Here is a 24,496-nt window from a genome sequence, read left to right on the forward strand (position 1 = left end):
CGCGCTAACGATGTAGCGTATTGCTTCATGATCAGGTACGAGCTGGCCGGTCCCGACCTGAGCGAGGTCCGGTTCGCCATCTCGCCGCTCAACGAGCTCACCCTCTCGCTCCGAGCGCTGCGCGACCCCGGCCGGTTCCCGCTCCACCTGCCCTGGCTCCGCACCGTCGGCGCCGCGGACCTGGATCGCGAGACCCTGCTGGCGCTGACCAACGAGCGGCTCTGGACGCCGGACTTCCTCAACCCACGCCCGCGCAACCCGCTCGCCCGACTCGAGGACGAGCTCGAGGTGGTCGCCGCGACCCCTCCGCACCGCGTCCGCGGCGATCTCGACGCGGTCCACTTCGAGGGCGGTCCTCCCCCGGCCCTGAGCGGACGCCCGGAGGTGGTGCTGCGCCGCATCCTCACCGCGCTGCGCGGCTACTGGGACGCCTGCTTCGAACCGCACTGGCAGCGGATGCGAGCGGTGCTGGAGGCCGACATCGTCCATCGCGGCCGGATGATCGTGCACTCGGGCATGGCGGCGATGTTCGCCGACATCTCGCCCCGGGTCGCCCTCTCCGGCGACGTCCTCGCGATCCGGCTCAACACCTCGAAGGTCGACTACAGGCGTACGACCGCGGGGGTCGGGCTCACCGTGGTGCCCACCCTGTTCACCCGCAACCCGTCGACGCCGATCTCGGCCGAGGAGCCGCCGGTCGTCTTCTATCCGGCACGCGGCCTCGGCAACCTGTGGACGAGCGACCGGCCGCAGTCGCCGCGGGCGCTGCGCGACCTCATCGGCGAGACCCGCTCCGGGCTGCTCACCCTGCTGGAGGCCCCGGCCTCCTCGACCGAGCTGGCCGTACGCCTCGGGGTGACCGCCACGGCCGTCAACCAGCACCTGCGGGCGATGCGCGCAGCCGGGCTGCTGACCTCGGCCCGCCATGGCAGGTCGGTCCTCTACCTGCGCTCCGACCTCGGCGACCGGCTCATCTCGACAAGCTCGATACAGGTCTGGACGCCGTGAACTGAAAGGGCGCGCGGCCACCGGCCGCGCGCCCTTCCTCACCTACGAGAGCCTCACATGTGCAGCGGCTCGACGGTCTTGTCGTCGCCGCCCTTGCCGACCCGCGCGTTGCGGTAGCCGTAGAGGAAGTAGATCGCGAAGCCGATCGCCATCCACACCAGGAACCGCAGCCAGGTCTCGATGCTCAGGTTGAGCGTGAGGTAGATGCAGATCGCCGCGGCGACGATCGGCAGCACCGGGCTGAACGGCACCTTGAAGGAGCGCGGCAGGTCCGGGCGACGCTTGCGCAGGATCGGCACGGCGATCGAGACCAGCGCGAACGCGGTCAGGGTGCCGATGTTGACCATCTCCTCGAGCTTGCCGACCGGGGTGAAGGTGGCGACCACCGCGACCAGGGCACCGACGGTGAGGGTGATCCGGATCGGGGTGCCGGTCTTCGGGTTCACGTGGGCGAACCTCACCGGGAACAGACCGTCGCGGCTCATCGCGAAGATGACCCGGATGGCGCCGATCATCAGCGTCATCACGACAGTGGTCAGACCGGCGACGGCACCGGCGGAGATCAGGGTGGCGAAGCCACTTCGGCCGACGTCGCGGAACGCGGTGGCGAGCGCGGCGCTCTGGTCGATCTCGTCGTACTTCACCATGCCGGTGATGACCAGCGCGACGGCGACGTAGAGGATCGTGCAGATGATCAGCGAGCCGATGATGCCTCGGGGCAGGTCACGCTGGGGGTTCTTGGCCTCCTCCGCGGTCGTGGCGACCACGTCGAAGCCGATGTAGGCGAAGAAGACCACCGACGCGGCCGAGATGATGCCGAGGACGCCGAAGGTCTGCGGCTCGAGGCCGAAGGCCCACTGGATCAGCGGCTGGTGGATGCCCTCACCGCTGACGGAACCGGCACGCTCGGGGATGAACGGGTCGTAGTTGGAGCCGGAGACGTAGAACATGCCGGCGACGATGACGAACAGGACGATGAAGAGCTTGACGGCCACGAGCGCGAGGTTGACCCGCAGCGACTCCTTGATGCCGATCGTGATCAGGCCGACCAGGACGATCACGAGCAGCAGCGCGGCCAGGTTGGGCTGACCGAAATCGGCGTTGGCATCCGGACCGAAGCCTTCGGGCCAGCCGAGGCCGATCTCCTCGAGGAACGTCACCAGATAGGCGCTCCAGCCCTGCGCGACCACGGACGCACCGAGGACCATCTCCAGGATCAGGTCCCAGCCGATGATCCACGCGAGCATCTCGCCGAGGGTGGCGTAGGAGAACGTGTACGCCGACCCCGACACCGGCACGGTCGAGGCGAACTCGGCGTAGCACAGCGCCGCCAGGCCACAGCAGATCGCGGCGATGATGAACGAGAAGACCACGCCCGGTCCCGCGTACAGGGCCGCGGCACGACCGGTCAGGGTGAAGATTCCGGCTCCGATGATGACACCGATCCCGAAGACGGTCAGGTCAACCGCGGTGAGTCGCCTTTTGAGCGTGAACTCCGGGGTCTCGGCATCAGCAAGGGATTGCTCGATGGATTTGGTGCGCCAAACAGACATGAGGGATAGGTAACCATCTTGACTGATGGACTGGAAAGCTCGGGGGTGTCACCCGTCACATCTCGCACCTGAAGCTGCTCGCCTCCGAGGCGTCGCCAGCGACGTACGCGGGCCAGGCCGGCCACTCGCACAACGGCCGGGTGCGGTTGGCCCCGGCGTTGCCGTCGGCGACCATCTGGTTCTCGCCCGGCGCGACGCCGCGCTCGGCCCACTTCTCCAGGGCTGTGAGCGAGTCGTAGGAGGCGGAGAAGGCGACCGGGGCGAAGTTGGCGTGGTTGGCGCCGGGCACCAGATAGAACCGGGAGAACCCCTCGGTCGCCCGCTTGCCCATCACCCGCTGGACGCGCTGGTAGTAGTCGATCGTGGAGCGGTGGCTGACCAGCTCGTCGGCGGCACCGTGGACCAGGATCAGCCTGCCTCCGGAGCGGGCGAACGGGCGCAGGTCGGCGTCGTTGACGTCCTGGAGCGCAGTCAGCTCGCTGATCCGGCGCTGCCACTCCCCCGGGGCGGCCGGGTCGATCGCGAACGGGCTGATCTGCGGGTCGCGAGCGACGAAGTACTTGGCCCACTGGTTCCAGAACTGCATGCCGTAGCCGGCGGTCACCGGCATCGGGTCGGCCGGCGCGGAGGTGCCGAAACCGAGCACCGGCGTCGACATCCGTGCCCCGGACAGCAGCGGGAACCCGGGATAGCCCCACTCTCCGCTGGCCACCCGGTAGGGCAGCCGCCAACTGCTGTCGGCTGCCACCACCGCATCCACCTGCTCGCGCGAGAGGCAGGTGTCACCGAGCGTCTCGCCCTCGCCGCACAGCAGCGTCTCAGGGTCGAAGTCGCAGCCGGCCTCGTCGGAGATCACCCCGTCCGCGAGCCCGTCGCCGCCGTCGCAGACGGCCAGGACCCGCTGCGCGACGAGGTCCTGCTGCGCCTTGGACGGGTGCGCGCCGGGCTTGCCGAACTCGTGGGTGATCCGGCCGAAGAAGAGGTCGAGGGTCGCGGCATTCCAGGCGGGGTAGGCGGAGATCACCCCGTCGAAGTCGCGCGGCCAGCGCTGCGCCACGGCGAGGGCTTCCCTCCCACCGGTCGAGCCGCCGGCGAAGTAGGCGGTGGCGGGGGCGCGGCGGAAGGCCTTCGTGATCACGTACGTCGCGCTGTCGTGCACCTTCTTGAGCGCATCACCGGAGAAGTTGCGCACCGCCTCGTCGTTCTGCCCGAACCAGCCGTCCAGGCTGGCGATCGGGTGGCGACCGGTGTCGGCCTGGTGCCCGGAGTCGCTGGCGTAGGTGGCGTAGCCACGGCCGAGCGGGGTGCGCTGGTCGACCGGCCCGAAGGGCACGTTCTGGGCGAGGTTGGGGACGGTGCCGTTGTAGCCACCACCGCCGAACATCATCGTCCGCCCGTTCCACCCCTGCGGCAGGGCCAGGCCCATCCGGATGTCGGGGGCGGCGGGGTCGACCGGGTGGATCGCGATGTCGACGCGGCAGTAGGCCGGGACCGCGGTCGGTCCGGTCCCGGAGGCCGGCATCGACGTCGTCGCGGTGACCTCGGCGCCGGTGGTCGGCAGGCCGATCCGATGGGCGGGGATCCTCAGCCCGACCAGCGACGAGCAGTCGGCGGCGCCCGTCGACGGCGCGGCGCCCGCGGGCACCTGGCCGACGACCAGGGCCGCGGCGGCGAGGGCGAGCGACGGGCCGACGGTCAGGAATCTGCGTACGAGGGTGGGGGCCATGGCTCAAGGATCGCGACGCGGTGTGACGTGCGCCATGTGGCCTCCGCACACAACTCCGGCGCCCGAGATGTGGGCGATGGCGAGACGCTCGCCGGCGGGCCGGCATGGGGACGAGTCACACAACCGTTGGGCTCAGTGTGTCCCGAACCCCTATGGCGTACGTCTCACCGCTTCCCTACCGTCGCCCCTGTGACGAGCACCACATCGACCCCGAGGTGCGCACTACGGACCGAGGGTCTCACCAAGGACTTCCGCGGCTTCCGCGCGGTCAGCTCCGTCGACCTGGAGGTCGCCGAGGGCACCGTACACGCGCTCGTCGGCCCCAACGGCGCCGGCAAGACGACCCTGTTCAACCTGCTGACCGGGTTCCTCAAGCCGACCGGCGGGCGGATCACGGTCTTCGGTGAAGATGTCACCGCGATGGCACCGGAGCGGATCACCCGCCACGGGGTGGCCCGCTCCTTCCAGATCACCAGCCTCTTCGAGAACCTCACCCCGCGCGAGCACGTCGAGATCGCGCTCCAGGGGCTGACCAACCAGGGGCTGAGATTCTGGCGCTCGGAGAAGCTGCTCGGGCGGCGCCGCGAGGAGGTCGACCGGCTGCTGGCCGAGGTCGGCCTGACCGAGCTCGCCGACAAGCCGACCGGGCTGATGGCGTACGGCCAGAAGCGGGCGCTCGAGCTCGCTCTCGTGCTCGCCGTCGAGCCCAAGCTCTTGCTGCTCGACGAGCCGACGGCGGGGATGGGCATCGAGGACGTCGACCGCACCATCGAGCTCGTCCGGCGGATCGCCGTCGGACGCACCGTGGTCTTCGTCGACCACAACATGCACGTCGTCGGCCAGCTGGCCGACCGGGTCACCGTCCTCCAGCAGGGCCAGGTGCTCGCCGAGGGTCCCTACGACGAGGTCCGCGCGGATCCGCGCGTCATCACCGCCTACCTCGGAGAGGCTCACAGTGCTTGAGATAGAGAACCTGAGTGCGTGGTACGGCGAGGCGCAGGCCCTGCGCGACGCCACCCTGAGCGTCGCCGAGGGCGAGGTCGTCACCCTCGTCGGCCGCAACGGCGCCGGCAAGACCACGCTCGTACGCTGCCTGATGGGCCTCCACAAGCACCTGACCGGATCGATCCGGCTCGACGGCCGCGAGATCACCTCGTTGCCCGCGCACAAGCGGGCCCGCGCCGGGCTCGGCTGGGTGCAGGACGACCGCGGCATCTTCGCCAACCTGAGCGTGGAGGAGAACCTCCTGCTGCCTCCGAAGGTCTCCGATTCGGCGTGGACGCTGGAGCAGGTCTACGACGCCTTTCCGGCTCTCGGCAGCCGCCGGCGTGCGGGTGGGACGACCCTCTCCGGCGGTGAGCAGCAGATGCTCGCCGTCGCCCGGGTGCTCCGCACCGGCGCCCGCCTGCTCCTGCTCGACGAGCCCTCCGAAGGGCTCGCCCCCGTCATCGTCGCCCAGATCGGCGACATCGTGCGGACCGCGAAGCAGTCCGGCATCGGCGTGCTCCTGATCGAGCAGAACGTACGTTTCGCCGCCACCGTCGCCGACCGCCACTACCTGCTCGCCCAGGGCCGCCTGGTCGAGAGCCTCGACAACGACGAGTTCGTCGAACGTCAGGACGAGCTACTCGAACACCTCGGGATCTGACGTACGTCTCCAGAGATCGAGCACAGCCCTACCCCACGAGGAGAGACACGATGAACAAGCGACGCACAGCTGCCGGCGCCTCGATACTGATGGCCGGCGTCCTGGTCACCGCAGGCTGCGGTGCCGGCGGACCGGCTGCGGCCGGAGGCGACTTCACCGACGACAAGGTGGTCCTCGCCCTACTCAACGACGCCTCCGGCGTCTACAAGGACGTCTCCGGCCCCAACTCGAAGATCGCGATCCAGATGGCGATCGACGACTACCAGGAGAAGTACGGCGACGAGGCCGTCGTCGAGGACATCGAGGTGACCTCGGCAGATCACCAGAACGAGCCGGACATCGCCAACACCAAGGCCCAGGAGCTCTACGACCGCGAGGGCGCCGACGTGATCCTGGACGTGCCGACGTCGTCGGCGGCGCTGGCCGTCGCGACGCAGGCGAAGAACAAGAAGAAGCTCTACATGAACATCGGCGCCGGGACCACCGAGCTGACCGGTGGCCAGTGCAACAAGTACACCTTCCACTACGCGTACGACACCTGGATGCTGGCCAACGGCACCGGCACTGTCGTCACCGAGGAGGGCGACAAGAACTGGCAGCTGATCTACCCCGACTACGCCTTCGGTCAGGACATGGTGAAGTCGTTCACCGGCGCCATCGAGGCCGGCGGCGGCAAGGTCGCGGGCACGATCGCGACGCCGTTCCCGAACGACAACTTCGCGACGTACATCACCAAGGCGGGAGCCGCGAAACCGCAGGTCATCGGCACCATGCACGCCGGCGGCGACCTGATCAACCTGGTCAAGCAGTACAACGATTCCGGGCTCAAGGACCAGGGCATCGACCTGGCGGTCGGGCTGATGTTCATCTCCGACATCCACTCGCTCGGCGTCGAGGCGTTCGAGGGCACGATCTTCACCGACGCCTGGTACTGGAACCTCGACGAGAAGTCCCGCGAGTGGGCCGACCGCTTCATGGAGGAGACCGGCGACCGGCCGACGTACGCCCACGCGGGCAACTACTCCGCGGCCCTGCAGTACCTCGAGGCGGTCCAGGCGGCCGGCACCGACGACGCCGACAAGGTCGTCGCGGAGCTCGAGGGCAAGAAGGTCGAGGACATGTTCCTGCGCAACGGTGAGATCCGTGCCGAGGACCACCGGGTCATCCACGACGTCTACCTGGCGCGGGTCAAGGGCCCGGACGACGTCAAGGAGGACTGGGACTACGAGGAGATCATCAAGACCATCCCGGCCGAGGAGGCGTTCCGCCCGGCGGCCGAGTCCGGCTGCTCGATGTAGCTGTACCCGAGGTCTAGAGGGATTGGTATGAACGCGGTTCTGCAGTACACCGTCCAAGGGCTCGCGGCCGGCAGCTTCTACGCGCTGGCCGCGCTCGGCCTGGCGGTCATCTTCGGGGTGCTGGGCGTGGTCAACTTCGCCCACGGCGCCTTCTACATGCTGGGAGCGGTCGCCGCCGCGGTGCTCCTGGACACCGTCGGGATGAGCCTGTGGCTGGCGCTGATCGTGGTGCCGCTGCTGATGCTGGTCTTCGGGATGCTGGTCGAGCGGCTGCTGGTGCAGTGGCTGCTACCGCTCGACCCGCTCTACAACCTGCTGCTCACCTTCGGGCTGACCCTGCTGCTGGTCGACCTGGTCAAGCGCCGCTACGGGGTCTCGGGGCTGCCCTACGAGCGCCCCGAGGCGCTCTCCGGTCGGGTCCAGCTGGGTGGCGTCGGGCTGCCGGTCTACCAGCTCTTCGTGATCGGGGTGGCGCTGCTGGTCTGCCTCGGCGTCTGGCTGCTGATGACGCGTACACGGGTGGGCATGATCGTCCGGGCAGCGACCGAGCGGCCCGAGCTCGCCGGCGCTCTCGGGATCAACGTCGGGCGATGGGTGACGCCGGTCTTCGGGTTCGGGGTCGCGCTCGCCGGTCTGGCCGGGGTGCTGGCCGCACCGTTCCGGGCGATCACCGCCGAGATGGGCAGCGACTTCATCATCATCCTGTTCGCGGTCGTGGTGATCGGCGGGCTCGGCTCGATCGTGGGCGCCGTCGTCGGCGGGTTCCTGGTCGGGCTCGTGGAAGCCTTCGGGCAGGCGTATGCACCGACGTTCGCGCAGGTGCTCATCTTCGTACTGATGGCCGTGGTCGTCCTGGCCCGGCCGGCCGGGCTCTTCGGCCGAGAGGAGGCGACGGCATGACCTCGATCGCGACAGCTGGTGCGAGCGTCACCGAGCAGCATGCGGCGATCACGGGCGCCCGCCCGTGGCAGCGACTGGTCCTGCTGGGGATCGGGCTCGTCGTCGCCCTCGGGCTCCCCTGGTTCGTCTACCCGCCGGTGGCGATGGACATCGCCGCCTGGGCGCTCTTCGCGGTTGCTCTCGACCTGCTGCTGGGCTACTGCGGACTGCTCTCGTTCGGCCACGCCGCATTCTGGGGCGGTTCTGCGTACGCCACCGGCCTGATCGCCATCCACCTCGGCGTCCCGTTCCCGGTGGCGGTCCTCGGTGGGGCGCTCTTCGCGATGCTCCTGGCCGTCCCGATCGGCTACCTGTCGGTGAAGAGGTCGGGGATCTACTTCGCGATGGTCACCCTCGCCTTCGCGCAGATGCTCTTCTTCATCGCCAACCAGGCCTCCTCGCTCACCGGCGGGGAGAACGGCCTCCAGGGCGTACCGCGGTCGTTCTTCGGGATCGAGGCGGTCGAGACCGACTCGTTCTTCTTCTACTACGCCGCGCTGCCGATCATCCTGCTCGGGATGTGGGCCGCCTGGCGGATCGTGCACTCCCCCTTCGGGCGGGTGCTGGTCGCGATCCGCGACAACGCGCCGCGCGCACGAGCGCTGGGCTACGACGTGGAGCGCTACAAGCTGATCGTCTTCGTGCTCTCGGCCGGGCTCTCCGGGCTCGCCGGCGGGGTCTTCGCCGTCTCGCACGGGTTCGTGGCGCTGCCCGAGCTCCACTGGGCCACCTCGGGCGAGGTCGTCCTGATGACGGTGCTGGGTGGCATCGGAACGCTGTGGGGTGGGGTCATCGGAGCGGGGCTGATCGTGATCCTCGCCGACAACCTGGCCTCGTCCGGGTTCGACGGGATCGGGATCGTCACCGGTGGCGTGTTCGTGACCGTCGTGCTGCTCTTCCGCCGCGGGATCTGGGGCACCGCCCGTCATCTCTGGCTGAGCCGCCGGCGCGCCTAGAGCGTCTCTCAGGCGACCAGGTGATGGAGCCGGAGCGCCAGCTGCACCTCGAGCTGGCGCTCCGGCTCCTGCCAGCCCTTGCCCAGCAGCCGGGTGACCCGCTCCAGGCGCTGGGTGACGGTGTTGACGTGCACGTGCAGCGCACCCGCGGTGCGCGTGAGGTTGCGGTCGGCGGCGAAGTAGGCCCGCAGGGTCTCCACCAGCTTCGACCCCTTCGCGGCGTCGTAGTCGATCACCGGACCCAGCCGTGAGGTGACGTACGCCGCCGGGTGGCCGTCGGAGCCGAGCAGCAGCCCCACGAAGCCGAGGTCCTCGGCGGTGACCACCTGGCCCTCGCGACCCAGGGTCATCGCGGCCGCCAGGCAGCGGCGAGCCTCGTCGTAGCCCTTCACCACGGCGTCGGGGCTGCTCAGCGGCCCCGGCACCGGGCCGGCCGCCCCGACCGTCACCGGCGCGGCGGCCGAGAGGCGCAGGCCCTCGACCACCAGCTCGCCGGCGGCCCGGGCGTCGCAGTCGGGAAAGATCAGCACCACCTGCCCCTGGCGCACCGCCGCGAACCCGTCGTGGGTGGCCGCGACGAACGTCGCCGCCTGACCGACCCGGGCCCGGTCGCCGGGAACGTCGGCGACCACCACGGCATAGTCCCTGGACAGGTCGGCCTGCAGCAGCCGGCCGCGCTCGCGCAGCGTCTCCGGGCCCGGGGTGGTGCCCGAGAGGAGCTCGTCGAGGAGCTCGCCCCGCACCCGTCCCTCGGCCTCGGCGACGCTGCGGCGGAAGAGCAGCAGGAGCGCCGTCACCAGCGCCGCTCGCTCCAGGATCCGCTGGTCGCCGTCGTCCAGATCCCCGTCCTCGCGGTCGACCTCGCGCGGGCCGAGGAGCATCGAACCGAGCTGTTCGGCACCGGCGAGGACCGGGGTGGCGTAGATGTCGCCGCTGCCGGCGGTGCGGCTCAGGTCGAGGCTGCGCCTGGTCACGGCCGCCTCGTAGTCGGAGACCTGCTGGTCCGGAGCGCTGCTCGCGATGGCCTCTCCGTCGAGGTCCAGCACGACGACCCGGGCGCCGAGGACCTCGGCGACGCTGCGTACGACATCATCGACGCCGCCGCCTTCGACGACGATCCGGGTGAGCCGGTCGTGGGCGTCGGCGGCGCGCTCGACCGCCTCGTTGCGCGCCTGCAGCTTGCGGGTCGTGACCTCGAGCTCGGCCACAGCGGCGCGGGTCTCCTCCAGCAGCCGGGCCTTGTCGACGGCGATCGCGGCGTGGGCGGCGAGGGAGACGAGCAGGGCGCTCGCCTCGTCCCCGAAGGGACGTACGGTGCGATTGGCGGCGAAGAGGACGCCGATGACCTGGCTGCCGAGCAGGAGAGGTACGCCGATGATCGCCCGAATCCCCTCCCCGCTGACCGCGGCGTCGATGTCGGGGGCGTGCCGGAAGCGCTTGTCGGGGATGTAGTCGGCGGTCGAGTACGGACGGGTGGTCTGGGCGACGAGGCCGCCGAGCCCGATCCCGAAGGGGATCCGGGTCGTCCGGAACGCGACGGTCAAGATGCCCTCGGTCACCCGCATGTACTCGCCGCGGCGCTCGTCGTTGAGGGTCAGATAGGCGACGTCGCTGTTGAGCAGCTGCCTGGCCCGGGTCACGATCGCCTGCAGCACCGCCTCGAGATCGGTCAGCATCGCCAGGTCGTTGGCCGACTCGAACAGCGCTCCCAGCTCGCCCTCACGCCGACGGCGCGCCTCGAGGGTGTCCCTGACCTGGAGCGCAAGGCTCCTGGCGTAGTCGATCCGCTCCTGCTCCTCGGCGGTCGCGCCCGCCGTGCGCGCGGCCTGCGACGGCCCCTCGAAATCGGCCTCCGCGGCATCCCCGGCCAGCAGCTCCAGGAACGCGACCACATCGACCGTCATGTGACCGAAGTTACACTTCTACGCGGCCACCGACATATGGGATCACCACATAGTTCCCCGGGATCAGGTAGGCGTCGTCGCCAGGTCATCCGGTGAGGTGACAGGTCGCTCGCAGACGAACCCCCGACAGACGTACGCCGCCGCCTTCCCGTCCACCGGAGTGCGGCTGCTCAGCAGCGGGATGTCGTCGCGGGCCTCGTCGGCGACGACCACCACCGCGCCCGGCTTGCGCCGGGCAGCGGCCTCGAGGGCGTCGCGGTCGGGTCCCGGCGGTCCGACGACCGCGATCTCGAGCGGCCCGTCCTTCATGGTGGCCGCCGCGGCCAGCGACCAGCCGGCGAACCGGGGCGCCTTGGTCATCAGGTTGCTCGTGGCCGCGAGCGTCTCCTCGGCGGCCGTGCGGTAGCGGCCCTCCCCGGTCAGCGCGTGCGCGGTGACGAGCGCGTGGACCATCGCGCCGGTGCCGCTGGGGCTGGCGTTGTCGGAGGGGTCCCGCGGCCGGGTGACCAGCGCCTCCGCGTCGTCGGCGGTGTCGTAGAAGCCGCCGTCCTCCGCGCGGAAGTGGGTCAGGGCGGTGTCGAGCAGCGCCGTCGCCCGCTCGAGCCAGGTGCTGTCGCCGGTCGCCTGGGTCAGCGCGAGGAATCCCCCTGCGACGCAGCCGTAGTCCTCCAGCACTCCCGCGTGCGCGCCGGCCGCGCCGTCACGGCTGACGCGGAGGAGGCGTACGTCGCTGGTCGAGCCGCCGGAGCCGCTAGGCGGAGGCGTGTCGAGACCAACACAGTGCGTTCGCCACAGCAGCTCCGCCGCTGCGACCGCGGCGTCGACGTACTGCCGCTCCCCCAGCATCAACCCGGCGTCGACCAGACCGCTGATCGCCAGTCCGTTCCAGGCCGCGACGACCTTGTCATCGCGGGTCGGACGTACTCGCTCGGCGCGCGCGGCGAGGAGCCGCGCCTTGACCGACTCGAGCCGCTCGGGGTCGTCGGGCCGGTGCCGCAGCTGCAGGGTCGAGGCACCTTCTTCGAAGGTGCCGGCCTCGGTCACCTCGAAGACCTCCGCGGCCCAGGCGCCGTCGTCGGCGCCGAGGACCTCGACGAGCTCACCCGGGGTCCAGACGTAGAACTTCCCCTCGACCCCCTCGCTGTCGGCGTCGAGCGCGGAGGCGAACCCGCCCTCGGCGGTACCGAGCTCGCGGATCATCCAGTCGGCGCTCTCCTGCGCGACCCGGTCGCCGAGCTCGGTGCCGAGCCGGGCGTAGAGGCCGATCAGCTGCGCGTTGTCGTAGAGCATCTTCTCGAAGTGCGGAACGACCCAGCCGCGGTCGACGGCATAGCGCGCGAACCCGCCCCCGACCTGGTCGTAGATCCCGCCGCCAGCCATCGCGGCGACGGTCCGCGAGAGCATGTGCGGAACCCGAGAGTCGGTCTCCGCGACCCGGCGCAGGAACTCCAGCACCATCGACGGCGGGAACTTCGGGGCGCCCCCGAACCCACCCGCCATCGGGTCGAACTCCCCCGCCAGCGCCTCGACCGCGGCACCGACGTCCACCTGCCAGTCCCCCGCCGCTCCGGCCACCCCGGAGATGGCGGCCAGGTGCTGACGTACGTTCTCCGCCACCGCCCCGATCTCCGAGCGCCGCTGCGTCCACGCCTCCGAGAGCGCCTGCAGCACCTGCGTGAACGCCGGCTGCCCGTGGCGCGGCTGGTCCGGGAAGTAGGTGCCCGCGAAGAACGGGTTGCCGTCGTGGTCGAGCACCACCGTCATCGGCCACCCGCCTGACCCGGTCATCGCCGTCGTCGCCGCCATGTAGACCGCGTCCACATCCGGCCGCTCCTCCCGGTCGACCTTGATGTTCACGAAGTGCTCGTTCATGTACGCCGCCGTCGTCTCGTCCTCGAACGACTCGTGCGCCATCACGTGACACCAGTGGCACGCGGCGTACCCGACCGACAGCAGGACAGGTACGTCCCGCCGCCGCGCCTCCTCGAACGCCTCGGGCGACCACTCCCGCCAGTACACCGGATTCTGAGCGTGCTGGAGCAGGTAGGGCGAGGTCGCGGAGGCGAGTCGGTTGGCCACTCCTCCAGCCTTGCACGCACATGAGCAAGTGATGCAAACGCGTCAGATGACAGGGATTCTTGACGCGTATTCCGCTCCAACATTCAGTGGCCAACGGCAGACGCTGCGCTGACGGTGGCGTCGCCGGGCTTGGCGAAGCGCCCCTGTGCGCCCGGCCGGGCGTGACGGGCTGCACGACTTTGCAACCAACCCGGTACGCGCCGCAGCGGGAGCGCGGCGGGAAGTACGCACCGGCTATCTGGAACCTCGGCGAGCCGGTGCAACACATGTTCTCGGTGGCGCGTCATGAAGACACACATCGCCCGGACTCGGAGGGTTCACATGAAGCAGCTCGTCGTCTTCCTTCTCATCGGCGCGCTCGTACCCGTGGTGGGCCCGGTCCTCAGCGCCCAGGCGCTGCCGCCCGACCTCGTCTGCGACGGCAGCTACCACCACCGGACGTTCCGCAACGTAGTCATCCCGGACGACGCCCGCTGCGTGATCACCATGTCCAGGATCACCGGCAACGTCCGCACCACCGGTGCACCGAGGGTGGTCAGCATCACCGACACGAGCCTCGGCCGGAACGTCCACGTCCGCAACGTCGTCGAACGCGTCACCATCGGAGCCGCCGGGTGCCGCGTGGACCCGGTCGCCGGACGAAATCTCATGGTCCGCAACTCCCGCAACGTGGCGATCTGCGAGATGTCGATCGCCAACAATCTCGTGGTACGCGACAATCGGGGGACCTTGATGGTCCGGGACAACAAGGCGTGCAACAACCTCCACGTCGTCGGCAATCACGTGCGTTCCCTGCGTGTGCTCAGGAACTCCTACGCCGGCAACTTCTCGGTGGCTCGCAACAGCTGGGTGGACCGCAAGATCGTGAGGGACAACGTGGAGCTACGTCAGAACCCCGCGGCGTGCCGTCGGGCTGGATGAGTGATTCCACGCCACCGTCACGACCTCCTCCGGGCTCGGCGCCACTACCCACAGGTCCATGGTCCCGCACGCCCAAGCGGGACGCTCAGGGCTGGCCTCAGTCTTCGAGCGGACCAAGGGCGGGGCCGGCGACGAACCGGGCCGCCGGATCGGCGAGCACCTCCAGTTCCAGTACGACGAGCTCGTTGCGACCGGGCCGCAGGACCGGGCCCGGTACGAAGAGGGTGTGCTGCGGCCCGCGTCGCCAATAGCGCCCCAGGCAGAAGCCGTTGACCCAGGCGATGCCCTTGCCCCAGGCGGTGGTGTCGAGGAAGAGGTCGACGTGGGGCTCGGCCGAGAAGAGTGCGCGCCACGCGGTGGGCCCGACGCCGGTGCCACGGCCTTCGGGCGAGTCGGTCTCCCACAGGCGCGGCACCCGGTCGAGGTCGACGGCCAGGACCTCCCAGTCCGTGAGTGGCACCCCGTCGAGCAGAGCCGGCCCGACCAGGCCCTTGTGCTCACCGATGCGCGCGCCGTAGTTGACCCGGCCCTGGTCCTCGACGACCAGCTCCAGCACGCCACGCCCGCGCGGCAGCGCGATCGCCTGCTCGTGGTGCTCCCGCTCGAGGATGCCGACCGGAGCACCGTCGAGGAAGACGGCGGCCCGGTCACGGACCTCGCCGAGAGTGAGGACGCCGGGGCCGTCGCCAGGCAGCTCGGTCCGGTAGACGGCCAGACGCGTGTCCGTCTCCAGATCGTCCAGCACCGGGAGCGATTCCCACCTGCTCCAGGAGCCCCAGGCCGCCGGGTCGTCGAGAAGCCGGACCGGATCGCCCAGCGCCACCGTGTGCTCGGGGGCGGGACCTGGGGCGCCGGAGGTCTCGGTCGGCACCGGGGCGTAGCGGGCGATGACGTCGCGGAACGCGAAGTACTTCGCGGTCGGGTTCCCGGCCTCGTCCAGGGGCGCGTCGTAGTCGTAGGAGGTCACCGTCGGCCGGTAGGTCCCCTTGTCGTTGGCCCCGCTGGTCAGGCCGAAGTTCGTGCCGCCGTGGAACATGTACACGTTGACCGAGGCTCCGGCGGCGAGCAGGGCATCGAGCTCCTCGGCGGCCTGCTCGACGGCGGTGGTGTGGTGCCGGCCTCCCCAGTGGTCGAACCAGCCGTCCCAGAACTCCATGCACATCAGCGGCCCGGTCGGCTGGTGGTCGCGGAGGGTGCGCAGGCGGTTCACGCTGTCCGAGCCGAAGGAGCTGGTACGCAGCACCCCGTCGATTCCGCCGGCGGCGAGCATGGCGTCGACGGGCTGGTCCACGGTGACCAGCGGCACGTCGATGCCGGCTCCACGGATCATCTCCACGAGCGCCTGCAGGTAGCTCCGGTCGTCGCCGTACGCGCCGTACTCGTTCTCCACCTGGACGAGCAGCACGGGTCCGCCCATGTCGACCTGGTGCGGACGGACGAGCGCCAGGACGTGGTGGAGGTACTTCTCGACCTCGTCGAGAAAGCGCGGCTCGTAGCGGCGGATCCCGACGCCCCGCTCCCGGAACAGCCAGGGCGGCAGCCCGCCGTTGTCCCACTCCGCACAGATGAACGGCCCCGGACGCACGATCGCGTGCATGCCGGCCTCGCCCACCAGGCGCAGGAAGCGCGGCAGGTCGAGGATGCCGTCGGTGTCGAAGACGCCGGGGCGAGGGCTGTGGGCGTTCCACGGCACGTAGGTCTCGATGGTGTTGAGGCCCATCAGCCTGGCCTTCTCGATCCGGTCCGCCCAGTGGTCGGGGTGGACCCGGAAGTAGTGCAGCGCGCCGGAGAGGATCCGGAACGGCTCACCGTCGAGAAGGAAGTCGGTCTCGCCGATCGTGAACTCGGGCATGCCTACCTCTCGCGATGGACCGACGGCCGCCGCTCCGCGATGTGCGGCGGGCCGTCGGTCCCTCTCAGTCGTGGGTCAGTCGTGGGTCAGTTGACGCTGAAGCCCTGCTCGTCGCCGTACTTCACGAGCGCTTCCTGCCAGGCCGCCAGACCGTCCTCGAGGGCTGTGTGGGTCTGGTAGGACTTGCCGACGGTGTCGCCGTAGATCGTGTCGGCGTAGAGCTGGTAGGGCAGGTACTGCCAGCCCTCGACCACCTGGGTGGCCGCTTCGGTGAGCACCTGGTTGACCTGCTGGCCGCCGAAGTAGTCGCTCTTCTTGTCGACGAACGCGGGGTCCTGCAGGTCAGCGACCGTGGCCGGGAAGCCACCGCTCTCCAGGAACGGCTCGACCCCCTCGTCGTGGTTGAGCCAGCGCACGAACGCCGCCGCCAGCGCAGGGTTCTTGCTCTGCTCCAGCACGGACTGGGTGCTGCCGCCGTTCTCGGCGGTCGCGGGCTGCCCGTCGTACGTCGGCATCGGTGCGACCCGCCACTTGCCCGCGCCGTCGGGCACGGACTGCTCGAACACGCCGGGTGCCCAGGCACCGAGGCCGATGGACGCGATGGTCCCGTCCCCCAGCGCCTTGTACCACTCCTCGGTCCAGCCGGGGATGGTGCAGACCAGCTCGTCCTCGATGAGCTGGTTCCACACGCCCGTCCACTTCTGCGTGCCCTCGTCCTGCAGGTCGATCGTGACGTTCTCACCGTCGGCCTGGAACGGCGTGCCACCGGCCTGCCAGATCATGCTGGTGGTGAAGCCGGCGTCACCGCTGTCGTTGGTGATGCACTGCGACGGGTCCTCCTTCTTGATGGTCCGGGCGGCCTCGACGTACTCGTCCCAGGTGGTCGGCACCTCGAGCTTGTGCTCATCGAAGATCTGCTGGTTGTAGAAGAGCGCCATCGGGCCGGAGTCCTGCGGCAGCCCGTAGAGGCCCTCGCCGGCCTGCACCGAGGCCCAGGTCGAGGGCGTGTAGTCCGACTCGAACTCGTCGAAGCCGTACTGGCTCAGGTCGACCAGGTCGCCGGGCAGCGCGAACTGCGGGAGCGCCTTGTACTCGACCTGCGCCACGTCGGGGCCGCCGGAGCCTGCCTTGATCGCGTTCTGCAGCTTCGTGTAGTGGTCGTTGCCGGTGCCGGCGTTGACCAGCTTCACCTCGACCTTCGGGTACTGGTCCTCGAACGCGGCCACCTGGGCCTCGGCGGACGGGGTCCACGTCCAGTAGGTGATGGTGCCCCCTTCCTCGAGCGCGGCGTCGAGGTCTGCGGCCGTGCCTCCGCCGCCGCCCCCGTCGTCCGAGCCACAGCCGGCGAGCACGGAGGCGGCTGTGAGGGCTGCCGCGACGAGGGCGATCCGGCGGGATCTGCGCCCATTGATGATCAACATGGCGTTCCTTTCATTTCACTGTTTGACGCTTCCCGCGCTCAAGCCGGACTGCCAGAACCGCTGGAGAAGGAGGAAGGCGATGACGAGCGGGGCGATGGTCAGCAAGGAGCCGGTGACCACCAGGTTGTAGACGGGCTGCGCGTTCGCGCCCGACGCCTGAGCGCTCCACTGGGTGAGGCCCACGGTGAGCGGATAGAGCTTCGGTTCGCTCAGCATGATCAGTGGCAGGAAGTAGTTGTTCCACGTCGAGACGACGGCGAACAGCAGCACCGTGACGATGCCGGGAGCGAGCAGGCGCAGCGCGACCGTGAAGAAGATCCGAATCTCGCCGGCACCGTCGATGCGCGCCGCCTCGAGCAGCTCGTCCGGCACGGCGTCAGCGGCGTAGACCCACATCAGGTAGAGGCCGAACGGGCTGATCAGCGAGGGGATGATGATCGCCCAGACCGTGTTGGTGAGCCCCATGTTCGAGAACATCAGGAACGTCGGCACGGCCAGCGCGGTGCCGGGCACGGCCACCGCGCCGATGATGACGGCGAAGACCGCCCGCCGCCCGGGGAAGCGGTACTTGGCCAGGCCGTAGCCGGCCGCGGTGGCCAGCAGAGTTGCGCCGCCGGCACCCACCACGACGTAGAGAAGGGTGTTCGCCAGCCAGCGCAGGAAGATGCCGTCGCGGTAGGTCAGCGTGTCGCGGACGTTGCTGAAGAACGCGAACTCGTCGCCTACCCACAGCCCCGGGCTCGAGAACAGATCCGCCTGCGTCTTGGTGGCGCTCAGGATCAGCCACGCCAGCGGCACCAGCGTGTAGACGAGGAACAGCGCCATCAGCGCGGTCAGCAGCGGCGATCGTCGCGGCGCCAGCGGCGACGTGCCCACCCGGCGCGTCATTTCATCGCCTCTCGTGAGCCGCGGAGCTGGACGGCGTACGCGATCACCGCGGTCAGCAGGCCCATCACGATCGCGACCGTCGCCGAGTAGTTGTACTGCTGCCCGCCGAAGGACAGGTTGTAGGCGTAGAGGTTCGGGGTGTAGTAGGTCGTGATGACGTTGGGTTCCAGCGTGCGCAGGATGTTCGGCTCGTTGAAGAGCTGGAAGGTTCCGATGATGGAGAAGATCGTGGCGATCAGGATGGCCCCGCGCAGTGCCGGGATCTTGATCGAGAGCACGGTGCGCATCGCCCCGGCGCCGTCGAGTGCGGCGGCCTCGTAGATCTCGCCGGGCACGGTGCGCAACGCGGAGTAGAAGATCAGCATGTTGTAGCCCACGAACTCCCAGGTCACGATGTTGGCGATCGAGGCGAGCATCCAGTTGCTGCTGAGCGGCGCGATCGAGGTGCCGAAGAGGTCGTTCAGGTCGGCGGCCAACCCGAAGTTGGTGCCGTACATGAAGCCCCACATCAGGACGGCCACGACGCCGGGAACGGCGTAGGGCAGGAAGATGAAGAGCCGGAAGAAGCTCGTGCCGTAGAGCCGGGCACTGTCGATGGCCAGCGCGGCCACCAGGGCGAGGCCGAGCATGATCGGCACCTGTACGACGAAGAACAGCAGGACCCGCAACGAGCCGTCCCAGAACTTGTCGTCGGTGAACACGTCGACGTAGTTGTCCAGACCGACGAACTGCGTGGTGCCGAAGAACGCCTGCGCACGGAAGAGGCTGAGGTAGGCGGCGTAGGCGATCGGCGACAGGAAGGTCAGCGCGAAGACCGCCAGGAACGGGCCGACGAAGATCCACCCCTTCGTGTCGCTGCGCGACCACCGGCGACCGGGCGCGGGCGGTCGCCCACCACCGCGGGTCTCCCGGATTCTCTCCGACCGGGTCACGGTCCCACCTCCCTTCACCGCCCTTCCGATGGCGGCCTGTTAACGTCAACAGGTACAGTGACGTACGACACATGTTGACGTCAACAGGCTGGCGGAAGGATTATTCGGCCCATGGCGACAGACAGCACGGCCTCGGGGCCAGCGACACGGCGAGGGGCCTCTCAGGCCGACGTTGCCCGGATCGCTGGGGTATCGGGACAGACGGTCTCGCGGGTCGCGAACGGCGCCCGCTACGTCGACGCAGCCACCCGGGAGCGGGTGCTGTCCGCGATGCGCGAGGTCGGGTACCGGCCCAACCGGGCGGCCCGGGCGCTGCGCAGCGGACGGTTCCAGAGCATCGGCGTGATCGCGTTCGAGCTCTCCAGCGTCGGCACCACCCACACGCTCGACGCGATCGCGGCCGCCGCCACCCAGACCGGGTACGCCATCAACCTGCTGCCCGTGCTGGACGCCACCCAGGACGCCGTTCGAGCAGCGTTCGACCAGCTCGGCGAGCAGACGGTGGACGGCATCATCATCCTGGTCGAGACCCACCGGCTCGACGGCGTAGCCGTGCCGGAGGGACTACCGGTGGTCGTGGTCGACTCCAGCGCGGAGTACGACTACCCGATCGTCGACAACGACCAGGCCCTCGGAGCACGGTTGGCCACCGAGCACCTGCTCGACCTCGGTCACGAGACCGTCTGGCACGTCGCCGGGCCCGAGCTGTCCTACTCCGCGCGGCGCCGCCGGACGTCGTGGCAGAAGACGCTCGAGGCCCACGGCCGAACGGTGCCACCAGTGCTGCCGGGCGACTGGTCGACCGGAGCCGGCTACGAGGCCGGCCTCCGGCTGGCCGACAACGAGGAGGTGACCGCGGTGTTCACCGCGAACGACCAGATGGCCCTGGGAGTTCTCAGAGCCCTGCACGAGCGCGGTCGCCGGGTCCCCGACGACGTCAGCGTCGTCGGCTTCGACGACATGGAGGAGGCGGCGTACTTCTGGCCGCCACTGACCACCGTCCACCAGTCGTTCGACGAGGTCGGCAGGGGCGCCGTCGACGCCCTGATCCGGGAGATCCAGTCCGGCGAGCACGAGCACCAGGAGGCCCTGGTGCGGCCCCGACTGGTAGTCCGGGCCAGCACCGCCCCGCCCCGGGGGACGACCGCATGAGCCGGCGACTCCACCGCTGGGTGCGATGGCCCGAGTCGCTCGCGATCGAGAACGCTCGCGGACCGCTCGGCTTCGGGGCCGACTACAACCCCGACCAGTGGGAACGGGAGGTGTGGAACGAGGACGTCCGGCTGATGCGTCAGGCCGGGGTGAACATCGTCTCCCTCGGGATCTTCTCGTGGGCCCGCCTGCAGCCGACCGCGGACACCTGGGACTTCGCGTGGCTCGACGAGGTGATGGACCTCCTGCACGCCCACGGCATCGCCGTCGACCTCGCCACCGCGACCGCCTCGCCGCCGCCCTGGTTGAGCACCGGGCACCCGGAGATCCTTCCGGTCACGCGCACCGGCGAGACCATGTGGCCGGGCGCCCGGCAGCACTGGCGACCGACGTCACCGGTGTTCCGACAGCACGCCCTGGCGCTCGTCGAGAAGATGGCGAGCCGGTACGCCCAGCACCCGGCGCTCGCCGCCTGGCACGTCTCCAACGAGCTCGGTTGCCACAATCTCTACGACTACTCCGACGACGCCGCGGCAGCTTTCCGCACCTGGCTCGCGCAGAGGTACGGCGACCTCGACGGGCTCAACCGCGCCTGGGGCACCGCGTTCTGGTCGCAGCGCTACAGCGACTGGAGCCAGGTGCTGCCGCCGCGACTGACGCCCACCATCCCCAACCCGACGCACCAGCTCGACTTCAAGAGGTTCTCCTCCGACGCCCTCAAGGACTACCTGCGCTCCGAGCGGGAGATCCTCGACCGGCTGACTCCTGACGTGCCGGTGACCACGAACTTCATGGTGATGGCCCACTTCGACGGCATCGACTACGCCGACTGGGCGGCCGAGGTCGACTTCGTCTCCAACGACCACTACACGCTCGTCGAGGACCACGCCCGCGACGAGCTGTCGTTCTCGGCCAACCTCACCGGCGGCATCGCCGGCGGTGAGCCGTGGTTCCTGATGGAACACTCGACCAGCGCGGTCAACTGGCGCGCGATCAACCCGCCCAAGGCGGACGGCGCACTGGTGCGAGACTCGCTCACCCACGTGGCGCACGGTGCGGACGCCGTCTGCTTCTTCCAGTGGCGGCAGTCCCTCGCCGGCGCGGAGAAGTACCACTCGGCGATGGTGCCCCACGCCGGCGAGGACAGCGAGGTCTATCGGACGGTGGTCCGACTGGGCGGGCACCTCGAGCGGCTCGCCTCCGTCGTCGGGTCGCGGCGCCAGCAGGCCCGGGCCGCGATCCTCTTCGACATCGAGTCGTCGTGGACCCTCGACCTGGAGGCCAACCCGAGCTCCTCGGTGAGCCATCGGGCGGAGGCGCTGGACTGGTACGTCGCGTTCCTCGCGCTCGGGGTCCGGGCCGATGTCCTGCCTGTCGGCGCGCCGCTCGACGGGTACGACATGGTGGTGGCGCCGGTGCTGCACGTGATGCCGGCTGCGACGGCCGACCAGCTGAGGACGTTCGTCGACCGTGGTGGCCACCTGGTCACGACGTACTTCTCCGGCGTCGTGGACGAGAACAACCACGTGTGGCCGGGTGGCTACCCGGGCGCGCAGCGCGATGTGCTCGGCATCCGCATCGAGGAGTTCGGGCCGCTCCTGGACGGGTGCGAGGTCGTTCTCGACGACGGCAGCACCGGGATGCTGTGGACCGACCGGATCACCGCGACGACTCCCGACACGCAGGTCCTCGCGACGTACAAGACCGGGCTGCAGGCGGGCCGCCCCGCAGTGACCCGACGGGCCCTGGCTCACGGCTCGGCCACCTACGTCTCCACCCGGTTGGGTGCGGATGGTCTCGAGCCGCTGCTGGCCCGACTGCTCGAGGCCGCCGGGGTGGGCAGCGAGCTGCCCGCGGGGCTGCGCGGCAGGGTGGAGCTCGCCATCCGCACAGACGGCGAGAGGGAGTACTGGTTCCTGGTCAACCGGACCGACGACGTGGTCGATCTCGGCGACCTGGTCGGCCTCGGCGAGCAGATGTTCTCCTCGGCTGCCGATCGCGGCGTCGCCGAGCTGACGGGCTCCGGGGTGGCCGTGTTCACCCGCTCCGCCCGATGACCGACGAGCGCGCCCGCGGCGTGCACCTCCGGCGCGGCGACACCAGCCTGGTCGTCCGGCTGGACTCCACCGAGCTCCCGTGCGTCCTCCACTGGGGACCGGATCTCGGCGAGACCGCGGTCGAGCACCTTCCCGACCTTCTCCGCTCGCTGGAGATGCCGAGCCTCGACGGGGCGATCTACCAGCACTCGTGGGCATCCGTGCTGCCGCAGCAGACCAGTGGCTGGGTGGGTCGCCCGGGTCTGCTGGGCAGCCGCGCCGGCCAGGCCTGGGCGCTCACCTTCGACTCGGTGGACCACACGGTCACCGAGTCGACCGACTGCACCCGGCTCACCAGCGTCGCGCTGGACAAGCCGGCCGGGGTGGAGGTCACCACCGAGATCGAGCTGTTCGGGAACGGTCTGCTGCGCCTCCGTGCGTCCGTGCGGAACCTCGGGGCGACGCCGTACGCGGTGACGCTGCTCGAGCCGGCTCTGCCGGTGCCGGCCGAGGCCGACGAGCTCCTCGACATGGCGGGGCGGCACGCCCACGAGCGCACCCCGCAGCGCCACGCGTTCACCCAGGGACAGCACGTCCGCGAGGCCTGGGGCGGTCGTCCCGGCCACGACTCGGCCACCGTGCTGTGTGCCGGCCGGTCCGGTTTCGGCTTCCGCGCCGGCCGGGTCTGGGGCGTTCACCTCGGCTGGAGCGGCAACCAGGTGCTCTGCGCCGAGAGCTCCTTCACGGGCTGGAAGCTGCTGCGCGGAGGCGAGCTGCTCATGCCCGGCGAGATGGTGCTGGGCCACGACGAGACCTATGCCTCGCCCTGGCTCTACGCCTCCTGGGGCGAGGGGCTCGATGCCTTCTCCGGCCGCTTCCACGAGCACCTGAGGGCGCGGGTCGTGCACCCACGGCGCGCGCGACCCGTACTCCTCAACACCTGGGAGGCGGTCTACTTCGACATGGACATGCAGAAGCTGATCGAGCTCGCCGAGCGTGCGGCCGACCTGGGCGTCGAGCGCTATGTCCTCGATGACGGCTGGTTCAAGGGGCGGCGTGCCCCGACGAGCTCACTGGGCGACTGGGTGGTGGACGAGGACGTGTTCCCGGACGGTCTCACCCCGCTGGTGAAGACCGTGCAGGGCCTGGGAATGGAGTTCGGGCTGTGGTTCGAGCCCGAGATGGTCAGCCTCGACTCCGACGTGGCCCGGGAGCATCCCGAGTGGATCCTCGGCACCCACGCCGGTCCCGGCATCAGTTCGCGCAACCAGCACGTCCTCGACCTCTCCGACCCGGACGCCTGGGACCACGTGTTCGGTCAGATCTCGGCGTTGGTGGACCGCTACGACATCGCCTACATCAAGTGGGACCACAACCGTGCGCTGACCGGCGCGGGCCGCGGTCGGGACCACAGGCCCGCGGTCCACCTGCAGACACTCGCGACCTATCGCCTGATGGACGCGCTCCGTGCCGAGCATCCCGGGCTCGAGATCGAGTCCTGCTGCGGGGGTGGCGGGCGCCTCGATCTGGGAGTCCTCGAGCGGACCGACCGGGCCTGGGTCTCCGACTGCATCGACGCGCACGAAGGCCACCGTCTGGTCCGGTGGACCGGGCTGACCCTCCCGCCCGAGCTGATGGGCACCCACGTGGGATCGAGCACCGACCACACCACCGGACGCCGGCACACCCTGCGCTTCCGCGCCGGCACCGCCATGTGGGGACACCTCGGCATCGAGTGGGACCTCACCGCCATGACGGACGAGGAGCGCGAGGAGCTCCGGGCCTGGATCGCGCTGCACAAGCAGTTCCGTGGCCTGCTCCACTCCGGCCGCGTCGTGCGGGCGGACACCGTGCCCGACGGTCTGCAGCTGGACGGCGTGGTCGCCCCTGACGGGCGCGAGGCGCTGTTCCGTCTCTCGGCACTCGACCTCACCCTGGGCCAGCCGGCCGGCCGCATCCGGTTCCCCGGCCTGACCCCGGAGACGGCGTACCGAGTGACGCCGGTGCCTCTTGCGGTGTCGCCCACGCACAGCCCCCGACCCACGTGGCACGACGGCGGCGCGGTGATGAGCGGGCGACTGCTCGACGAGGTCGGCGTGGTCGCGCCCCTGCTGGAGGCCGACGACCTGGTCATCGTGCACCTGGTCGCAGAGGTGGCGTGAACCCAGGGCCGACCGCTACGG

General features: G+C 69.9%; 18 protein-coding genes. 10 read left to right on the plus strand and 8 right to left on the minus strand.

Translation table 11 applies throughout. The features are described 5' to 3' along the window. Positions 1-27 precede the first annotated feature (27 nt). Positions 28-1,008 (plus strand): ArsR/SmtB family transcription factor, encoded by a 981-nt coding sequence (locus tag BLT25_RS21460; RefSeq protein WP_091050329.1) that lies wholly within the window; start codon positions 28-30, stop codon positions 1,006-1,008. Between the two features lie 53 nt (positions 1,009-1,061). Here the strand turns inward: BLT25_RS21460 and BLT25_RS21465 are convergent, their stop codons facing one another. Both BLT25_RS21465 and BLT25_RS21470 read right to left on the minus strand, forming a co-directional pair. Next, complete coding sequence (locus BLT25_RS21465; RefSeq protein WP_091050331.1) at positions 1,062-2,561, minus strand: amino acid permease; 1,500 nt, start codon at positions 2,559-2,561, stop codon at positions 1,062-1,064. A 55-nt stretch (positions 2,562-2,616) separates the two neighbouring features. After that, positions 2,617-4,287, minus strand: a complete 1,671-nt coding sequence (locus BLT25_RS21470) for a tannase/feruloyl esterase family alpha/beta hydrolase (protein ID WP_091050333.1) — start codon at positions 4,285-4,287, stop codon at positions 2,617-2,619. Between the two features lie 189 nt (positions 4,288-4,476). Between BLT25_RS21470 and BLT25_RS21475 the strand changes: the two genes are divergently transcribed. From BLT25_RS21475 to BLT25_RS21495, 5 genes are read left to right on the plus strand one after another with little or no spacing between them, the layout of a single operon-like run. After that, entirely contained in the window at positions 4,477-5,250 is a 774-nt protein-coding gene (locus tag BLT25_RS21475) for an ABC transporter ATP-binding protein (protein ID WP_091050335.1), read from the plus strand. Continuing rightward, positions 5,243-5,935, plus strand: coding sequence for an ABC transporter ATP-binding protein (locus BLT25_RS21480; protein ID WP_091050336.1), 693 nt, complete (start codon positions 5,243-5,245; stop codon positions 5,933-5,935). The genes BLT25_RS21475 and BLT25_RS21480 overlap by 8 nt, the downstream gene beginning before the upstream one ends. Before the next feature lie 50 nt (positions 5,936-5,985). Next, a complete protein-coding gene (locus BLT25_RS21485) occupies positions 5,986-7,233 on the plus strand; it encodes an ABC transporter substrate-binding protein (RefSeq protein WP_091050339.1) in 1,248 nt (415 codons plus the stop codon). Between the two features lie 27 nt (positions 7,234-7,260). After that, on the plus strand, positions 7,261-8,133 hold the full coding sequence (locus tag BLT25_RS21490; RefSeq protein WP_091050343.1) for a branched-chain amino acid ABC transporter permease: 873 nt from the start codon (positions 7,261-7,263) through the stop codon (positions 8,131-8,133). Continuing rightward, positions 8,130-9,128: a branched-chain amino acid ABC transporter permease gene (locus BLT25_RS21495; RefSeq protein WP_091050346.1), complete on the plus strand. Its 999-nt coding sequence runs from the start codon at positions 8,130-8,132 to the stop codon at positions 9,126-9,128. The genes BLT25_RS21490 and BLT25_RS21495 overlap by 4 nt, the downstream gene beginning before the upstream one ends. An 8-nt stretch (positions 9,129-9,136) precedes the next feature. On the opposite strand, the gene BLT25_RS21500 is transcribed toward BLT25_RS21495, so the two are convergent. Next, a complete protein-coding gene (locus tag BLT25_RS21500; protein WP_091050349.1) occupies positions 9,137-11,032 on the minus strand; it encodes a helix-turn-helix domain-containing protein in 1,896 nt (631 codons plus the stop codon). 63 nt (positions 11,033-11,095) lie between these two features. Next, a complete protein-coding gene (locus tag BLT25_RS21505) occupies positions 11,096-13,111 on the minus strand; it encodes a thioredoxin domain-containing protein (protein ID WP_091050351.1) in 2,016 nt (671 codons plus the stop codon). 321 nt (positions 13,112-13,432) lie between these two features. On the opposite strand from BLT25_RS21505, the gene BLT25_RS21510 reads away from it, so the two are divergent. Beyond that, on the plus strand, positions 13,433-14,032 hold the full coding sequence (locus tag BLT25_RS21510; protein WP_091050354.1) for a hypothetical protein: 600 nt from the start codon (positions 13,433-13,435) through the stop codon (positions 14,030-14,032). A gap of 97 nt (positions 14,033-14,129) precedes the next feature. Here BLT25_RS21510 and BLT25_RS21515 read toward each other — a convergent pair whose 3' ends face one another. From BLT25_RS21515 to BLT25_RS21530, 4 genes are all read right to left on the minus strand, one after another. After that, positions 14,130-15,884: a glycoside hydrolase family 35 protein gene (locus BLT25_RS21515; RefSeq protein WP_091050356.1), complete on the minus strand. Its 1,755-nt coding sequence runs from the start codon at positions 15,882-15,884 to the stop codon at positions 14,130-14,132. An 86-nt stretch (positions 15,885-15,970) separates the two neighbouring features. After that, a complete protein-coding gene (locus BLT25_RS21520; RefSeq protein ID WP_091050359.1) occupies positions 15,971-17,305 on the minus strand; it encodes an ABC transporter substrate-binding protein in 1,335 nt (444 codons plus the stop codon). A gap of 15 nt (positions 17,306-17,320) precedes the next feature. Beyond that, positions 17,321-18,193 (minus strand): carbohydrate ABC transporter permease, encoded by an 873-nt coding sequence (locus tag BLT25_RS21525; protein WP_091050361.1) that lies wholly within the window; start codon positions 18,191-18,193, stop codon positions 17,321-17,323. Beyond that, a complete protein-coding gene (locus tag BLT25_RS21530; protein ID WP_256328718.1) occupies positions 18,190-19,125 on the minus strand; it encodes a carbohydrate ABC transporter permease in 936 nt (311 codons plus the stop codon). The genes BLT25_RS21525 and BLT25_RS21530 overlap by 4 nt, the downstream gene beginning before the upstream one ends. Positions 19,126-19,236: 111 nt before the next feature. Here BLT25_RS21530 and BLT25_RS21535 point away from each other — a divergent pair, with 111 nt between their 5' ends. Genes BLT25_RS21535 through BLT25_RS21545 form a run of 3 tightly spaced genes read left to right on the plus strand, consistent with a single transcriptional unit; the run spans position 19,237 to position 24,475 of the window. After that, positions 19,237-20,277: a LacI family DNA-binding transcriptional regulator gene (locus BLT25_RS21535; RefSeq protein WP_091050363.1), complete on the plus strand. Its 1,041-nt coding sequence runs from the start codon at positions 19,237-19,239 to the stop codon at positions 20,275-20,277. After that, the gene (locus BLT25_RS21540) at positions 20,274-22,334 is read left to right on the plus strand and encodes a beta-galactosidase (RefSeq protein ID WP_091050366.1); all 2,061 of its coding nucleotides are present in this window, start codon (positions 20,274-20,276) and stop codon (positions 22,332-22,334) included. The genes BLT25_RS21535 and BLT25_RS21540 overlap by 4 nt, the downstream gene beginning before the upstream one ends. After that, on the plus strand, positions 22,331-24,475 hold the full coding sequence (locus tag BLT25_RS21545) for an alpha-galactosidase (protein WP_091050368.1): 2,145 nt from the start codon (positions 22,331-22,333) through the stop codon (positions 24,473-24,475). Before BLT25_RS21540 ends, BLT25_RS21545 begins: the two co-directional genes overlap by 4 nt. The last annotated feature ends 21 nt before the right edge of the window (positions 24,476-24,496 follow it).

Origin of the sequence: Nocardioides sp. YR527, assembly GCF_900101045.1 — a bacterium.
In the GTDB taxonomy this organism is placed as follows: domain Bacteria; phylum Actinomycetota; class Actinomycetes; order Propionibacteriales; family Nocardioidaceae; genus Nocardioides.

Excerpts from the sequence above, each read along its gene's own strand:
- BLT25_RS21495 (WP_091050346.1), top strand. The coding sequence starts at position 8,130 with ATGACCTCGATCGCGACAGCTGGTGCGAGCGTCACCGAGCAGCATGCG.
- BLT25_RS21470 (WP_091050333.1), bottom strand. The coding sequence starts at position 4,287 with ATGGCCCCCACCCTCGTACGCAGATTCCTGACCGTCGGCCCGTCGCTC.
- BLT25_RS21545 (WP_091050368.1), top strand. The coding sequence starts at position 22,331 with ATGACCGACGAGCGCGCCCGCGGCGTGCACCTCCGGCGCGGCGACACC.
- BLT25_RS21535 (WP_091050363.1), top strand. The coding sequence starts at position 19,237 with ATGGCGACAGACAGCACGGCCTCGGGGCCAGCGACACGGCGAGGGGCC.
- BLT25_RS21500 (WP_091050349.1), bottom strand. The coding sequence starts at position 11,032 with ATGACGGTCGATGTGGTCGCGTTCCTGGAGCTGCTGGCCGGGGATGCC.
- BLT25_RS21510 (WP_091050354.1), top strand. The coding sequence starts at position 13,433 with ATGAAGCAGCTCGTCGTCTTCCTTCTCATCGGCGCGCTCGTACCCGTG.
- BLT25_RS21460 (WP_091050329.1), top strand. The coding sequence starts at position 28 with ATGATCAGGTACGAGCTGGCCGGTCCCGACCTGAGCGAGGTCCGGTTC.
- BLT25_RS21485 (WP_091050339.1), top strand. The coding sequence starts at position 5,986 with ATGAACAAGCGACGCACAGCTGCCGGCGCCTCGATACTGATGGCCGGC.
- BLT25_RS21465 (WP_091050331.1), bottom strand. The coding sequence starts at position 2,561 with ATGTCTGTTTGGCGCACCAAATCCATCGAGCAATCCCTTGCTGATGCC.
- BLT25_RS21540 (WP_091050366.1), top strand. The coding sequence starts at position 20,274 with ATGAGCCGGCGACTCCACCGCTGGGTGCGATGGCCCGAGTCGCTCGCG.
- BLT25_RS21490 (WP_091050343.1), top strand. The coding sequence starts at position 7,261 with ATGAACGCGGTTCTGCAGTACACCGTCCAAGGGCTCGCGGCCGGCAGC.
- BLT25_RS21525 (WP_091050361.1), bottom strand. The coding sequence starts at position 18,193 with ATGACGCGCCGGGTGGGCACGTCGCCGCTGGCGCCGCGACGATCGCCG.
- BLT25_RS21520 (WP_091050359.1), bottom strand. The coding sequence starts at position 17,305 with ATGTTGATCATCAATGGGCGCAGATCCCGCCGGATCGCCCTCGTCGCG.
- BLT25_RS21515 (WP_091050356.1), bottom strand. The coding sequence starts at position 15,884 with ATGCCCGAGTTCACGATCGGCGAGACCGACTTCCTTCTCGACGGTGAG.